We start from the raw sequence: 14,485 nt of genomic DNA, 5'->3' as shown, positions 1-14,485 counted from the left end.
AATGTGAAGAGACTCACACGGAAAAATGCAAAAAATAGGTTATTCGATTAATCTGTAGTGATGTTTAAGGAGACAACATGACGGGAATTACACTGGTTGATGTCGCGAAACGCGCCGGCGTGTCAACGGCGACGGTCTCTATGGTGCTCTGCAACAAAGGTCGCATTTCGCAAAGTACCCGCGAACGCGTGCTTAAGGCGCTGGACGAGTCCGGTTATGTCTATAACCAGACGGCGGCCAATTTGCGTAACCGCAGCAGTAATCAGGTCGGGCTGCTATTGCACGATATCACCAACCCTTTTTACGGAGAGATGACGGCAGGGCTAAGTCATGAAATGGAGCGCCATGAACTGCTGCTTTTTCTGGCTAATAGCGAGGAATCCGCAGAGCGACAGCAAAAATTTGTTGATTCGCTGATGCGCAATAACGTCGGCGGTATGGTGCTGTGTGCCGCCCGCGAAACGCCACAGGCCTTTTTTGATGGACTGAAGCGGCGCAACATTCCGGCTATCATGGTTGTGCGCCCGCTGAACGATCCGGATTTTGATTTTGTCGGCACGGACAATTTCTTAGGCACGCAGATGGCGACAGAACATCTGCTCAGAATGGGCCATCGGCATATTGCGTTTATTGGGGGGAGCCAGAACTCGGGCTCACGGGCGCAGCGTATCGGTGGCTTTACCAGCAAGCTGCTGGAATACGGCGTGACACCGAATCCTGCCTGGATCAGGACGTCGCAGGCCAGCCAAAGTGACGGCGCGCGCGTGGCGGAGGCGTTACTGCTTGAGCATCCAAACATCAGCGCTGCGATTTGCTATCAGGATATTGTGGCGCTGGGGGTGATGCAAAGTTTACGCAAGCTGGGCCGTGAACCGGGGCGTGATTTTGCGCTGGTCGGTTTTGATGACATTACCGAAGCGGCTCTGGTGCAGCCTGCATTGACCACCGTATCAGTGGCGGCAAAAGAGATTGGCCGTAAGGCGGGGGAATTACTGTACAGCCGCATACAGGGTAATGACGAACCCGCCAAACGGATCATCCTGCCGCCAGCGCTGGTGGTGCGGGAATCATGTGGTTTCCGCTGACGATCATGTCTTTTACTGATATTTGAGTCGGTTTCACGTTAAATTCTAATTATCGGTGTTTTCAGTTGGCGGCCTCTGCGAAGGCTGGGTAATCTGAAAACGGTTTACATCATTTTAACGTAAGAGAATAACTATGCATGATGCACAGATCCGTGTCGCTATTGCGGGCGCGGGTGGACGTATGGGCCGTCAGCTGATTCAGGCGGCACTACAGATGGATGGCGTGGCACTTGGTGCGGCGCTGGAGCGTGAAGGCTCATCGCTTCTTGGTACTGACGCAGGTGAGCTGGCGGGGGCGGGTAAGACAGGCGTCACCGTACAGTCCAGCCTGGATGCGGTAAAAGATGACTTTGATGTGTTCATCGATTTTACGCGCCCGGAAGGGACGTTGAACCATCTGGCGTTTTGCCGTCAGCACGGTAAAGGAATGGTGATTGGCACTACCGGTTTTGATGATGCCGGTAAACAAGCCATTCAGGATGCGTCAGGTGAGATTGCAATTGTCTTCGCCGCAAACTTTAGCGTCGGCGTTAACGTCATGCTGAAGCTGCTGGAGAAGGCGGCGAAGGTGATGGGCAACTATACCGACATTGAGATTGTTGAAGCGCACCACCGCTACAAAGTTGACGCACCATCAGGAACGGCGCTGGCGATGGGTGAAGCGATTGCTCATGCACTGGATAAAGATTTGAAAGACTGCGCGGTCTACTCGCGCGAAGGCTATACCGGCGAACGTGTTCCAGGGACCATTGGCTTTGCCACCGTCCGTGCAGGTGACATCGTCGGCGAACATACGGCGATGTTCGCCGATATTGGCGAACGTGTGGAAATCACGCATAAAGCATCAAGCCGTATGACATTTGCGAATGGTGCCGTACGATCCGCATTGTGGCTAAAAGGCAAAGAAAATGGTCTTTTTGATATGCGAGATGTACTCGATCTCAACAATTTGTAAGATTTATTACCCATCGTGATGTGGTTATTGCAGTCGTAATTGATTGATTGCATAGGGCAATATTTTATTGCCCTTTTATTTTATCTTCTTTAATGTCATTTGATTCATTAATTGTCAAAAACAACGGTTTTCGTCAGATTTTATGTTGCTGGACTGTAAATTTTGACCATCTGGTCTACTTTTTGTTGTTGCGACGTCTTAATTTCTATTAAACTTACTGCGCAAGCGTTTTCTGATGTGATTTACCTGATCTTTTTGTCGCTTAAGTCGCTTTCAGGCCGCCAGTCCCGCAAAAGAATAAACAAAATATCCGTTTTAAGTTGACTTTTACCCTCTGAATATCCAGAATGCCGCCGTTTGCCAAAAATCCGCTGGCAACAAATTTGCATTGCTTCGTAACGTAGTTGTGAATTAATATGCAAATAAAGTGAGTGAATATTCTCTGGAGGGTGTTTTGATTAAGTCAGCGCTATTGGTTCTGGAAGACGGAACCCAGTTTATCGGTCGGGCCATAGGGGCAACAGGTTCGGCGGTTGGGGAAGTCGTTTTCAATACTTCAATGACCGGTTATCAAGAAATCCTCACTGATCCTTCCTATTCTCGCCAAATCGTTACTCTTACTTATCCTCATATCGGCAATGTCGGCACCAATGCGGCTGACGAAGAATCCTCTCAGGTACATGCGCAAGGTCTGGTCATTCGCGACCTGCCGCTGATCGCCAGCAACTTCCGCAATACTGAAGACCTTTCTTCTTACCTGAAGCGCCATAACATCGTGGCGATTGCCGATATTGATACCCGCAAGCTGACGCGTCTGCTGCGCGAGAAGGGTGCACAAAACGGCTGCATCATCGCAGGGGATAACCTGGATGCAGCGCTGGCGCTGGAAAAAGCGAAAGCCTTCCCGGGCCTGAACGGCATGGACCTGGCGAAAGAAGTGACTACCGCAGAAGCCTACAGCTGGACACAGGGGAGCTGGACGCTGGAAGGTGACCTGCCGGAAGCGAAACCAGAGAGCGAGCTGCCGTTCCACGTTGTGGCTTACGATTTTGGTGCCAAGCGCAATATCCTGCGTATGCTGGTTGACCGCGGTTGCCGCCTGACGGTGGTTCCGGCGAAAACCTCTGCTGAAGACGTGCTGAAGATGAACCCGGACGGCATCTTCCTTTCCAACGGTCCTGGCGACCCGGCACCGTGTGATTACGCTATCGACGCCATCAAATCCTTCCTGGAAACAAATATCCCGGTATTCGGTATCTGCCTCGGCCATCAGCTGCTGGCGCTGGCGAGCGGTGCGAACACCGTGAAGATGAAGTTTGGTCACCACGGCGGTAACCACCCGGTGAAAGACATCGACAACAACACGGTGATGATTACCGCACAGAACCACGGTTTTGCAGTGGATGAGGCATCCATGCCGTCTAATCTGCGCGTGACGCACAAATCACTGTTTGATGGCACCCTGCAGGGCATCCATCGCACCGATAAGCCAGCGTTCAGCTTCCAGGGTCACCCTGAAGCCAGCCCGGGCCCACACGATGCCGCACCGCTGTTCGATCACTTCATCGAACTTATCGGGCAATACCGTAAGACTGCTAAATAATCAGGAGCTGAGAAGACAATGCCAAAACGTACAGACATAAAAAGCATCCTGATCCTCGGCGCTGGCCCGATTGTTATCGGCCAGGCCTGTGAATTCGACTACTCCGGTGCGCAGGCGTGTAAAGCCCTGCGTGAAGAGGGTTACCGCGTCATCCTCGTGAACTCTAACCCGGCCACCATCATGACCGACCCGGAAATGGCTGATGCGACCTACATCGAGCCAATTCACTGGGAAGTGGTACGCAAAATTATCGAAAAAGAGCGTCCGGACGCGGTTCTGCCGACAATGGGCGGCCAGACGGCGCTGAACTGTGCGCTGGAGCTGGAGCGTCAGGGCGTGCTGGCAGAGTTTGGCGTGACCATGATTGGTGCGACTGCCGACGCGATTGATAAAGCAGAAGACCGCCGCCGCTTCGACGTGGCGATGAAAAAAATCGGCCTCGACACTGCGCGTTCTGGTATCGCACACAACATGGAAGAAGCGCTGGCCGTGGCGGCTGACGTGGGCTATCCGTGCATTATTCGTCCATCCTTTACGATGGGCGGTACCGGTGGCGGCATCGCCTACAACCGCGAAGAGTTCGAAGAGATTTGCGAACGCGGTCTGGATCTCTCCCCAACCAAAGAGCTGCTGATTGATGAATCGCTGATTGGCTGGAAAGAGTACGAGATGGAAGTGGTGCGTGATAAAAACGACAACTGCATCATCGTTTGCTCTATCGAGAACTTCGATGCGATGGGTATTCACACCGGTGACTCCATCACCGTTGCGCCTGCTCAGACGCTGACCGACAAAGAATACCAAATCATGCGTAACGCCTCGATGGCGGTACTGCGTGAAATCGGCGTGGAAACCGGCGGTTCAAACGTTCAGTTCTCGGTGAACCCGAAAACAGGCCGTCTGATTGTTATCGAAATGAACCCGCGAGTGTCCCGTTCTTCCGCGCTGGCCTCGAAAGCCACCGGTTTCCCGATTGCCAAAGTGGCGGCGAAACTGGCGGTGGGTTACACCCTCGATGAACTGATGAACGACATCACCGGTGGCCGCACTCCTGCGTCCTTCGAACCGTCCATCGACTACGTTGTGACGAAAATTCCACGCTTCAACTTCGAAAAATTTGCCGGTGCGAACGACCGTCTGACGACCCAGATGAAATCTGTGGGCGAAGTGATGGCGATTGGCCGCACCCAGCAGGAATCCCTGCAGAAAGCCCTTCGCGGCCTGGAAGTGGGCGCGACTGGCTTTGACCCGAAAGTGAGCCTGGACGACCCGGAAGCGCTGACTAAAATCCGCCGCGAGCTGAAAGACGCCGGTGCAGAGCGTATCTGGTACATCGCTGATGCCTTCCGTGCTGGCCTGTCCGTCGATGGCGTGTTCAACCTGACCAACATCGACCGCTGGTTCCTGGTACAGATTGAAGAGCTGGTGCGTCTGGAAGAACAGGTCGCAGAGCAGGGTATTAATGGCCTGGACGCAGACTTCCTGCGCGTGCTGAAGCGTAAAGGCTTCGCCGATGCGCGTCTGGCAAAACTGGCGGGCGTGCGCGAAGCGGAAATCCGCAAGCTGCGTGACCAGTATAATCTGCACCCGGTCTACAAACGTGTGGATACCTGTGCGGCAGAATTCGCGACCGACACCGCGTACATGTACTCCACCTATGAAGACGAGTGCGAAGCGAACCCATCCGTCGACCGCGACAAAATTATGGTACTGGGCGGTGGGCCAAACCGTATCGGCCAGGGTATTGAGTTCGACTACTGCTGCGTACACGCCTCTCTGGCGCTGCGCGAAGACGGTTACGAAACCATCATGGTCAACTGTAACCCGGAAACCGTATCTACCGACTACGACACCTCCGACCGCCTCTACTTCGAGCCGGTAACGCTGGAAGATGTGCTGGAAATCGTGCGTATTGAGAAGCCGAAAGGCGTGATCGTGCAGTACGGTGGTCAGACGCCGCTGAAGCTGGCGCGCGCGCTGGAAGCCGCTGGTGTGCCGGTTATCGGTACCAGCCCGGATGCCATTGACCGTGCAGAAGACCGTGAGCGTTTCCAGCAGGCGGTTGACCGTCTGAAGCTGAAACAGCCGGCAAACGCCACCGTGACCGCGATTGAGATGGCTGTAGAGAAAGCCAAAGAGATTGGTTACCCGCTGGTGGTGCGTCCTTCCTACGTCCTGGGCGGCCGTGCGATGGAAATCGTTTACGACGAAGCCGACCTGCGTCGTTACTTCCAGACTGCGGTCAGCGTCTCCAACGATGCGCCAGTCCTGCTCGACCGCTTCCTGGACGATGCGGTAGAAGTTGACGTCGACGCCATCTGCGACGGCGAAATGGTGCTGATTGGCGGCATCATGGAGCACATCGAGCAGGCGGGCGTACACTCCGGTGACTCTGCCTGTTCTCTGCCTGCGTACACCCTGAGCCAGGAAATTCAGGATGTGATGCGCCAGCAGGTACAGAAACTGGCCTTCGAGCTGCAGGTTCGTGGTCTGATGAACGTCCAGTTCGCGGTAAAAGACAACGAAGTCTACCTGATTGAAGTGAACCCGCGTGCGGCGCGTACCGTACCGTTCGTCTCCAAAGCCACCGGTGTTCCACTGGCGAAAGTGGCGGCGCGCGTGATGGCAGGCCAGACGCTGGCTCAGCAGGGCGTGACCAAAGAAATTATCCCGCCGTACTACTCAGTGAAAGAAGTGGTGCTGCCGTTCAACAAATTCCCGGGCGTTGACCCGCTGTTAGGGCCAGAAATGCGTTCTACCGGGGAAGTGATGGGCGTGGGTCGCACCTTCGCAGAAGCCTTCGCGAAGGCGCAGCTGGGCAGTAACTCCACCATGAAGAAAACGGGCCGTGCGCTGCTTTCCGTTCGCGAAGGCGATAAAGAGCGCGTGGTTGACCTGGCCGCCAAGCTGCTGAAACAGGGCTTCGAGCTGGATGCAACCCACGGTACGGCAATTGTGCTGGGTGAAGCGGGCATTAACCCGCGTCTGGTGAACAAGGTGCATGAAGGTCGTCCGCACATTCAGGATCGTATCAAGAATGGCGAATACACCTACATCATCAACACCACCGCAGGCCGCCAGGCGATTGAAGACTCCAAGCTGATTCGCCGCAGCGCGCTGCAGTACAAAGTGCATTACGACACCACCCTGAACGGCGGTTTCGCAACAGCGATGGCGCTGAATGCGGATGCCACCGAGAAGGTAATTTCGGTGCAGGAAATGCACGCGCAAATTAGCAAGTAAATAAAAAATGCCCGGCGACACACGGTTGCCGGGCATGATCTCCCCTTCAGAACCTTCTGCTTTTCCATTTCTGCTCAGCCAGTTAGCTTTTGATCGATAACGACATTTTTCTGATAATAGGGCGAACTGAATCACTTGTTCAGATTTCTGGCGTTAACCCGTCAATAATCTTCACTATTAGCCTTGTGGATTACTGACTACACTCTTTTGAGAAAAGAAAGCAGTAAAACAACAGGCTAATGAATGATTCTGATAATTTATGCGCATCCTTATCCGCAGCACTCGCACGCGAATAAGCGAATGCTTGAGCAAGTACGGACGCTTGAAAACGTAGAGATACGTTCCCTCTATCAACTGTATCCCGATTTTAATATCGATATCGCCGCTGAACAGGAAGCGCTCGCTCGTGCCGATCTGATTATCTGGCAACACCCAATGCAGTGGTACAGCACCCCTCCGCTTCTTAAGCTGTGGATCGACAAAGTCTTCTCGCATGGCTGGGCGTATGGCCACAACGGCAATGCGCTGAAGGGCAAAAGCCTGATGTGGGCCGTCACCACTGGCGGCGGTGAAAGCCACTTCGATATCGGTGCTTTCCCGGGTTTTGAGGTGCTGGCACAGCCACTCCAGGCGACCGCGCTGTACTGCGGCCTTACCTGGCTGCCTCCTTTCGCGATGCACTGCACTTTTGTCTGTGACGATGAAACGTTACAGGCGCAGGCTCGCCACTACAAACAACGCTTACTGGAGTGGCAGGAGGTGCACAATGGATAGCCATACGCTGATACAGGCGCTGATTTACCTCGGTGCGGCGGCCCTGATTGTGCCCGTAGCGGTTCGTCTGGGGCTGGGGTCTGTGCTGGGTTATCTGATTGCCGGGTGCATCATTGGGCCGTGGGGTTTCCGCCTGGTCACGGATGCTGAGGCGATTCTGCATTTTGCGGAAATTGGCGTTGTGCTGATGTTGTTTGTCATTGGCCTGGAGCTGGATCCGCAGCGTTTATGGAAACTGCGTGCCTCGGTGTTTGGCGGTGGTGCATTGCAGATGCTGGCCTGTGGCCTGCTGCTGGGTGGGTTCTGTATCCTGCTGGGGATGGAGTGGAAAGTCGCGGAGCTTATCGGCATGACGCTGGCACTCTCCTCCACGGCGATTGCCATGCAGGCGATGAACGAGCGTAACCTGACGGTTTCTCAGATGGGGCGCAGTGCGTTTTCCGTGCTGTTATTCCAGGATATTGCCGCCATTCCGCTGGTGGCGATGATCCCGCTGCTGGCCGCCAGTGGAGCATCCACAACGCTCGGTGCATTTGCGCTGTCGGCGCTGAAGGTTATCGGGGCGCTGGCGCTGGTTATTCTGTTAGGTCGGTACGTTACCCGTCCATTATTGCGCTTTGTTGCCCGTTCGGGTCTGCGCGAAGTGTTCAGTGCCGTCGCCCTGTTCCTGGTGTTTGGCTTTGGTCTGCTGCTGGAAGAAGCCGGGCTGTCGATGGCAATGGGTGCGTTCCTGGCAGGGGTTCTGCTGGCAAGTTCTGAATACCGTCACGCACTGGAAAGCGATATTGAGCCGTTCAAAGGACTGCTGCTGGGGCTGTTCTTCATCGGCGTAGGGATGTCTATCGACTTTGGCACGCTGATGACGCATCCGCTGCGGATCATCATCCTGCTGGTCGGTTTCCTGGTAATCAAAATGGCGATGCTGTGGTTGATTGCCCGTCCGCTGAAGGTACCCAATAAACAGCGCCGCTGGTTCGCCGTGTTGCTTGGGCAGGGGAGTGAATTTGCGTTCGTGGTCTTTGGTGCGGCGCAGATGGCTAATGTACTTGATCCTGAGTGGGCGAAAGCGTTAACGCTTGCCGTGGCGCTATCGATGGCGGCAACCCCGATCCTGCTGGTATTGCTGACGCGTCTGGAAGCATCGGGTAGCGAGCAGGAGCGCGAAGCTGATGAGATTGACGAAGAGCAGCCTCGGGTGATCATCGCTGGTTTTGGCCGCTTCGGGCAGATCACCGGTCGTTTATTGCTGTCGAGTGGGGTGAAAATGGTGATCCTCGACCACGATCCTGACCATGTGGATACCCTGCGTAAATTCGACATGAAGGTCTTTTACGGTGACGCGACCCGCGTCGATCTGCTGGAGTCGGCTGGAGCAGCGAAGGCCGAGGTGCTGATTAACGCCATCGACGATCCGCAGACCAGCATACAGCTGGTGGAACTGGTGAAAGAGCATTTCCCGAATCTGACCATTATCTCGCGTGCGCGCGATGTGGATCATTACATCCAGCTGCGGCAGGCCGGGGTGGACGCGCCAGAGCGTGAAACGTTCGAAGGTGCGCTCAAATCTGGCCGAATGGCGCTGGAAAGTCTGGGGTTGGGGGCGTATGAAGCGCGTGAACGTGCTGACCTGTTCCGCCGTTTTAATACCGATATGGTAGAGGAGATGGCGGCGATGGCTGGCAGCACCGCATCAGAACGTGCCGCCGTGTTTAAACGCACCAGCGCGATGCTGACAGAAATCATTAATGAGGATCGTAATCACCTGTCGCTGATCCAGCGTCATGGCTGGCAGGGCACGGAAGAGGGCAAGCATACCGGTAACCCGGAGGACGAACCGGAGAGTAAACCTTCCGTGTGAAGTGGAGTTGCCAGCAATATTAAAAAATTTCTGTTTCTTTACCCTGCCGCCAGTCGACGAAAGATTAAGCTTTCCGTATAGTGGCGGCAATTTTTTGCATCCGGGAAATTTTCAATGATCAGTCTGATTGCCGCGCTGGCGGTAGACCGCGTTATCGGCATGGAAAATGCCATGCCGTGGAACCTGCCTGCCGATCTCGCATGGTTTAAACGTACAACGTTAAACAAGCCGGTAGTGATGGGCCGCCTGACCTGGGAGTCGATTGGTCGCCCACTGCCAGGACGTAAGAACATCGTGATCAGTAGCCAGCCAGGCACTGACGATCGCGTCGAATGGGTAAAATCCGTCGACGAGGCCATTGCTGCATGTGGTAATGCCGAAGAGATCATGGTGATCGGTGGCGGTCGTGTGTACGAACAATTTCTGCCAAAAGCGCAGAAGCTGTATCTGACTCACATTGATGCGGAAGTGGAAGGGGATACTCATTTCCCGGATTACGATCCAGATGAGTGGGAATCTGTGTTCAGCGAATTCCACGACGCGGATGCGCAGAACTCACACAGCTACTGCTTCGAGATTCTGGAACGTCGCTAAGTCTCTCTAACCCTCTCCCCATAGGGGAGAGGGGATCCTTCAGGAGGCGACCGCCTCACTTTCTCCTAAGTCCAGCTGCCGGTTGGACGGCTGAACAAAGTAAGCTTTATCTTCCCAGCGTAAGCAGGTCAAATCCCCGCCCCAGCAGCATCCGGTATCAAGACCGTAGATCCCCTCCGGGGTGCCTTTACCTTCAAGCGCCGCCCAGTGACCAAACACCACGCTGTACTCGTTTGTGACGGGCCCTGGGATAGCAAACCACGGTTTGAGCGGCGCAGGTGCGCTGTCTGGCGTGTCTTTGCAGTACATATCCAGCTGCCCGTTCGGGAAGCAAAAACGCATGCGCGTGAAGGCGTTAGTGATAAAACGCAGACGTGCCAGACCGCTGAGATCTTCGCTCCAGTGGTTCGGCATATCACCGTACATGGCATCGAGGAAGAAAGGATAAGAGTCGCTTGCCAGGACCGCCTCAACGTCACGCGCGCAGATTTTTGCCGTTTCGAGATCCCACTGAGGGGTGATCCCGGCATGTGCCATGATCAGTTTTTTCTCTTCATCGATCTGCAGTAGCGGCTGGCGGCGTAGCCAGTTGAGCAGGTCATCGGCATCTGGTGCATCCAGCAGCGTAGAGAGCCTGTCTTTAGGCTTGTTACGGCTGATCCCGGCGAAAACCGCCAGCAGATGCAGATCGTGATTGCCCAGCACCATACGTACGCTGTCGCCCAGTGATTTTACGAAGCGCAAAACATCAAGGGAGCCTGGGCCGCGCGCAACTAAATCGCCCGTCAGCCAGAGCATATCTTGTCCTGGCGTGAAGTCGACCTGTTTTAATAATGCGATCAGTTCATCGTAGCAACCGTGAACGTCGCCAATCAGATATGTAGACATTGGATTAGTGAATGAGTGTTGTAACGGCGAGACGGAATACAGGAATAGCAATGCGGAACGGATTGCCATCGATGTCGACCATCTCATAATGGCCCTGCATAGTACCCAGCGGCGTTTCAATCACCGCGCCGCTGGTGTACTGATACTCTTCGCCAGGGGCGATATGGGGTTGTTCACCGACCACACCCTCGCCCTGAACTTCAATTTCGCGGCCATTGCCGTTGGTGATAAGCCAGTAACGCCCAAGCAGTTGCACAGGCATCCGCCCCAGATTGCGAATGGTCACGGTGTAAGCAAAGACAAAACGTTCATCATCCGGTGAAGACTGGGACTCAACATAGACGCTTTGTACATGGACACATACGCGGGGCGAATCAATCATGGCTTAACTCTCCTTCGGAGGCGCATTTTCACTGATGTAATTAGCCAGCTTGCAGTACTGTTCTACGGAAATATTTTCTGCACGCATTGCCGGGTCGATACCCAACTCAGTTAACACTTCAACGGTAAACAGATTGCCCAGGCTGTTACGGATCGTTTTACGGCGCTGGTTAAAGGCTTCTGTGGTAATGCGGCTCAGTACGCGCAGGTCTTTGACCGGGTACGGCATCGTTTTATGCGGTACAAGACGCACAACCGCAGAGTCCACTTTCGGTGGTGGTGTGAAGGCTGATGGCGGTACTTCGAGCACCGGGATCACATTGCAGAAATATTGTGCCATCACGCTTAAACGACCATACGCTTTACTGTTCGGCCCTGCAACCAGACGGTTAACAACCTCTTTTTGCAACATGAAGTGCATGTCGGCAATGGCATCAGTATAGCTAAACAGGTGGAACATCAGCGGAGTGGAGATGTTGTAGGGCAGGTTACCAAACACGCGCAACGGCTGGCCCATTTTTGCTGACAGTTCGCCGAAGTTCATGGTCATGGCATCCTGCTGATAAATAGTCAGCTTCGGCCCCAGGAACGGGTGCGTTTGCAGGCGAGCAGCGAGATCCCGGTCGAGTTCGATAACGGTCAGTTCGTCCAGACGTTCACCAACGGGTTCGGTCAGTGCGGCAAGACCTGGGCCGATTTCGACCATTGCCTGGCCTTTCTGCGGATTAATGGCAGACACGATACTGTCGATCACGAACTGATCGTTGAGGAAGTTTTGCCCGAAGCGTTTACGGGCTAAGTGGCCCTGATGGACTCGATTAGTCATTGAGTATTAACAATCATTTTGATGGCGAGATTAAGCGCCGTAATAAAACTGCCGACATCCGCTTTTCCCAGACCTGCCAGATCCAGCGCAGTACCGTGGTCAACGGACGTTCGAATAAAAGGTAAACCGAGGGTGATATTCACGCCACGGCCAAAGCCCTGGTATTTTAGCACGGGCAGGCCCTGATCGTGGTACATCGCGAGCACAGCATCGGCATTATCCAGGTATTTAGGCTGGAAAAGGGTGTCTGCAGGCAGTGGCCCACTTAAGTTCATCCCTTTCGCCCGCATTTCGTCGAGCACCGGAATAATGGTATCGATCTCTTCCGTCCCCATGTGCCCGCCTTCACCGGCATGCGGATTCAGGCCGCAGACCAGCACGTGCGGCTGCTTAATGCCAAATTTGGTCTGCAGATCATGATGCAAGATCCCGATGATCTCACGCAGGAGTTCAGGGGTGATGGCATCAGGAATGGCTTTGATGGGCAGATGGGTCGTTACCAGCGCAACGCGCATCGCTTCCGTTGCCAGCATCATCACCACTTTCGGGCTGTGCGAGCGCTCTTCAAAGAACTCGGTGTGTCCGGTAAACGGTATGCCAGCTTCGTTGATGACGCCTTTGTGCACGGGGCCAGTCACCAGCGCGGCAAATTCGCCCTTCAGGCAACCGTCACAGGCGCGTGCCAGCGTGTCGACAACGTAGTGACTGTTTTCCGTGCTGAGCTGACCGGGTACGACGGGAGTTCGAAGCGGGACTGAAAGCAGCGTGAGCGTGCCTGCCTGTTGCGGAGTGGGCTGTTGACCTTCAACGTACGGGATGAGCGTCAAAGGCAGACCGAGCAGTTTTGCCCGGTCTTGTAACAGTGTTGCATCTGCACAGACGACCAGTTCTACCGGCCAGCTGCGCTGGGCGAGCTGGACAACGAGGTCAGGCCCAATCCCGGCGGGTTCGCCGGGAGTGATAACAACACGATGCTGTTTCATTAGTTGCTCAGTATTTTCACGTAAGCGCTGGCGCGTTGTTCCTGCATCCAGGTTGCCACTTCTTCAGAGAACTTACGGTTAAACAGCATACGGTAGGCTCTGTCTTTCTGGGCCGCGTCCGTTTTATCGACGTTGCGGGCGTCCATCAGCTCGATCAGATGCCAGCCAAAGGAGGAATGTACCGGCGCGCTCATCTGGCCTTTATTCAGCTTCATCAACGCATCGCGGAACGCAGGATCGTAGATATCTGCTGCTGCCCAGCCCAGATCGCCGCCCTGGTTAGCAGAGCCGGGATCCTGAGAGAACTCTTTTGCTGCATTCGCAAAGGAGGTTTTACCACTCTTGATGTCGGCTGCAATCTGTTCCAGCTTCGCACGTGCCTGGTCGTCCGTCATAATTGGTGACGGCTTCATAAGGATGTGGCGAGCATGCACTTCCGTGACGGAAATGCTCTGGCTCTGACCGCGCAGATCGTTCACTTTCAGGATGTGGAAGCCCACACCAGAGCGAATTGGACCGACAATGTCGCCTTTCTTCGCCGTGCTCAGCGCCTGAGCAAAGATGGATGGCAGCTCCTGAATACGTCCCCAGCCCATCTGGCCGCCTTTCAGCGCCTGCTGGTCTGCAGAGTAGGTGATGGCCAGTTTGCCGAAGTCACCACCCTTACGTGCCTGATCAACGATAGAACGCGCCTGGCTTTCTGCTTCAGCGGCCTGATCGGACGTTGGGTTCTCTGGCAGTGGGATCAGGATGTGGCTCAGGTTCAGTTCTGTGCTGGCATCATTCTGGTTACCCACCTGTTTTGCCAGAGCATCCACTTCCTGAGGCAGAATAGTGACGCGGCGGCGTACTTCATTGTTACGCACTTCCGAAATCAGCATCTCTTTGCGGATCTGATTACGGTAGGTGGCATAGCTGATGCCATCATGGGCCAGACGACTGCGCATCTGATCCATGCTCATGTTGTTCTGCTTCGCGATGTTAGCGATCGCCTGATCGAGCTGCGCGTCACTGACTTTCACCCCCATTTTCTGACCCATTTGCAGGATAATCTGATCCATGATCAGACGTTCCAGGATCTGGTGGCGCAGCGTTGCGTCATCCGGAAGTTGCTGCCCTGCTTCGCCCGAGTTGAGCTTTACAGATTTCATCAAGCCGTCAACGTCACTTTCAAGTACGACGCCGTTGTTAACCACTGCGGCGACTTTATCAACAACCTGGGGGGCCGCGAAGCTGGTATTCGCAACTAAAGCGACACCAAGCAGCAGCGTTTTCCAGTTCTTCATACTTTTTCC

At 54.5% G+C, this 14,485-nt stretch carries 12 protein-coding genes; 7 read left to right on the top strand and 5 right to left on the bottom strand.

Going from position 1 to position 14,485, the window contains the following annotated elements; all coding sequences use genetic code 11:
• Window positions 1-77 precede the first annotated feature (77 nt).
• From ACJ9N4_RS08540 to folA, 7 genes are all read left to right on the top strand, one after another.
• Entirely contained in the window at window positions 78-1,085 is a 1,008-nt protein-coding gene (locus ACJ9N4_RS08540; protein ID WP_196390806.1) for a LacI family DNA-binding transcriptional regulator, read from the top strand.
• A 133-nt stretch (window positions 1,086-1,218) separates the two neighbouring features.
• A complete protein-coding gene (gene dapB / locus ACJ9N4_RS08535) occupies window positions 1,219-2,040 on the top strand; it encodes a 4-hydroxy-tetrahydrodipicolinate reductase (RefSeq protein ID WP_411500398.1) in 822 nt (273 codons plus the stop codon).
• A 454-nt stretch (window positions 2,041-2,494) separates the two neighbouring features.
• Window positions 2,495-3,643: a glutamine-hydrolyzing carbamoyl-phosphate synthase small subunit gene (gene carA / locus ACJ9N4_RS08530; protein ID WP_411500397.1), complete on the top strand. Its 1,149-nt coding sequence runs from the start codon at window positions 2,495-2,497 to the stop codon at window positions 3,641-3,643.
• 18 nt (window positions 3,644-3,661) lie between these two features.
• Complete coding sequence (gene carB, locus ACJ9N4_RS08525) at window positions 3,662-6,886, top strand: carbamoyl-phosphate synthase large subunit (protein ID WP_182273708.1); 3,225 nt, start codon at window positions 3,662-3,664, stop codon at window positions 6,884-6,886.
• 243 nt (window positions 6,887-7,129) lie between these two features.
• A complete protein-coding gene (gene kefF, locus ACJ9N4_RS08520; RefSeq protein WP_182273709.1) occupies window positions 7,130-7,660 on the top strand; it encodes a glutathione-regulated potassium-efflux system oxidoreductase KefF in 531 nt (176 codons plus the stop codon).
• A complete protein-coding gene (gene kefC / locus ACJ9N4_RS08515) occupies window positions 7,653-9,518 on the top strand; it encodes a glutathione-regulated potassium-efflux system protein KefC (protein WP_182273710.1) in 1,866 nt (621 codons plus the stop codon). The genes kefF and kefC overlap by 8 nt, the downstream gene beginning before the upstream one ends.
• A gap of 114 nt (window positions 9,519-9,632) precedes the next feature.
• Window positions 9,633-10,112 carry a type 3 dihydrofolate reductase gene (gene folA / locus ACJ9N4_RS08510; RefSeq protein ID WP_008502023.1) on the top strand — a complete coding sequence of 160 codons (480 nt, stop codon included), beginning with the start codon at window positions 9,633-9,635 and terminating at the stop codon, window positions 10,110-10,112.
• A gap of 39 nt (window positions 10,113-10,151) precedes the next feature.
• On the opposite strand, the gene apaH is transcribed toward folA, so the two are convergent.
• The 5 genes from apaH to surA are packed head-to-tail and all read right to left on the bottom strand — an operon-like array spanning window position 10,152 to window position 14,476.
• Window positions 10,152-11,000: a bis(5'-nucleosyl)-tetraphosphatase (symmetrical) ApaH gene (gene apaH, locus ACJ9N4_RS08505; RefSeq protein WP_182273711.1), complete on the bottom strand. Its 849-nt coding sequence runs from the start codon at window positions 10,998-11,000 to the stop codon at window positions 10,152-10,154.
• 4 nt (window positions 11,001-11,004) lie between these two features.
• A complete protein-coding gene (gene apaG / locus ACJ9N4_RS08500; protein WP_182273712.1) occupies window positions 11,005-11,382 on the bottom strand; it encodes a Co2+/Mg2+ efflux protein ApaG in 378 nt (125 codons plus the stop codon).
• Window positions 11,383-11,385: 3 nt separating this feature from the next.
• Window positions 11,386-12,207 (bottom strand): 16S rRNA (adenine(1518)-N(6)/adenine(1519)-N(6))-dimethyltransferase RsmA, encoded by an 822-nt coding sequence (gene rsmA / locus ACJ9N4_RS08495; RefSeq protein ID WP_182273713.1) that lies wholly within the window; start codon window positions 12,205-12,207, stop codon window positions 11,386-11,388.
• A complete protein-coding gene (pdxA, locus tag ACJ9N4_RS08490; protein ID WP_411500396.1) occupies window positions 12,204-13,190 on the bottom strand; it encodes a 4-hydroxythreonine-4-phosphate dehydrogenase PdxA in 987 nt (328 codons plus the stop codon). The genes rsmA and pdxA overlap by 4 nt, the downstream gene beginning before the upstream one ends.
• The gene (surA, locus tag ACJ9N4_RS08485; RefSeq protein ID WP_182273715.1) at window positions 13,190-14,476 is read right to left on the bottom strand and encodes a peptidylprolyl isomerase SurA; all 1,287 of its coding nucleotides are present in this window, start codon (window positions 14,474-14,476) and stop codon (window positions 13,190-13,192) included. The genes pdxA and surA overlap by 1 nt, the downstream gene beginning before the upstream one ends.
• Window positions 14,477-14,485: the final 9 nt, after the last annotated feature.

It is taken from the genome of Enterobacter sp. LM3 (assembly GCF_046622475.1).
GTDB lineage: Bacteria > Pseudomonadota > Gammaproteobacteria > Enterobacterales > Enterobacteriaceae > Enterobacter > Enterobacter cloacae_P.
The sequence above is the reverse complement of the archived record's forward strand: the minus strand, read 5'-3'. Positions and strand labels throughout refer to the sequence as shown.

What these genes read in the sequence shown, in the direction of transcription:
- folA (WP_008502023.1), top strand. Translation starts at nt 9,633, where the DNA reads ATGATCAGTCTGATTGCCGCGCTGGCGGTAGACCGCGTTATCGGCATG.
- apaH (WP_182273711.1), bottom strand. Translation starts at nt 11,000, where the DNA reads ATGTCTACATATCTGATTGGCGACGTTCACGGTTGCTACGATGAACTG.
- ACJ9N4_RS08540 (WP_196390806.1), top strand. Translation starts at nt 78, where the DNA reads ATGACGGGAATTACACTGGTTGATGTCGCGAAACGCGCCGGCGTGTCA.
- carB (WP_182273708.1), top strand. Translation starts at nt 3,662, where the DNA reads ATGCCAAAACGTACAGACATAAAAAGCATCCTGATCCTCGGCGCTGGC.
- kefF (WP_182273709.1), top strand. Translation starts at nt 7,130, where the DNA reads ATGATTCTGATAATTTATGCGCATCCTTATCCGCAGCACTCGCACGCG.
- kefC (WP_182273710.1), top strand. Translation starts at nt 7,653, where the DNA reads ATGGATAGCCATACGCTGATACAGGCGCTGATTTACCTCGGTGCGGCG.
- surA (WP_182273715.1), bottom strand. Translation starts at nt 14,476, where the DNA reads ATGAAGAACTGGAAAACGCTGCTGCTTGGTGTCGCTTTAGTTGCGAAT.
- pdxA (WP_411500396.1), bottom strand. Translation starts at nt 13,190, where the DNA reads ATGAAACAGCATCGTGTTGTTATCACTCCCGGCGAACCCGCCGGGATT.
- rsmA (WP_182273713.1), bottom strand. Translation starts at nt 12,207, where the DNA reads ATGACTAATCGAGTCCATCAGGGCCACTTAGCCCGTAAACGCTTCGGG.
- dapB (WP_411500398.1), top strand. Translation starts at nt 1,219, where the DNA reads ATGCATGATGCACAGATCCGTGTCGCTATTGCGGGCGCGGGTGGACGT.
- apaG (WP_182273712.1), bottom strand. Translation starts at nt 11,382, where the DNA reads ATGATTGATTCGCCCCGCGTATGTGTCCATGTACAAAGCGTCTATGTT.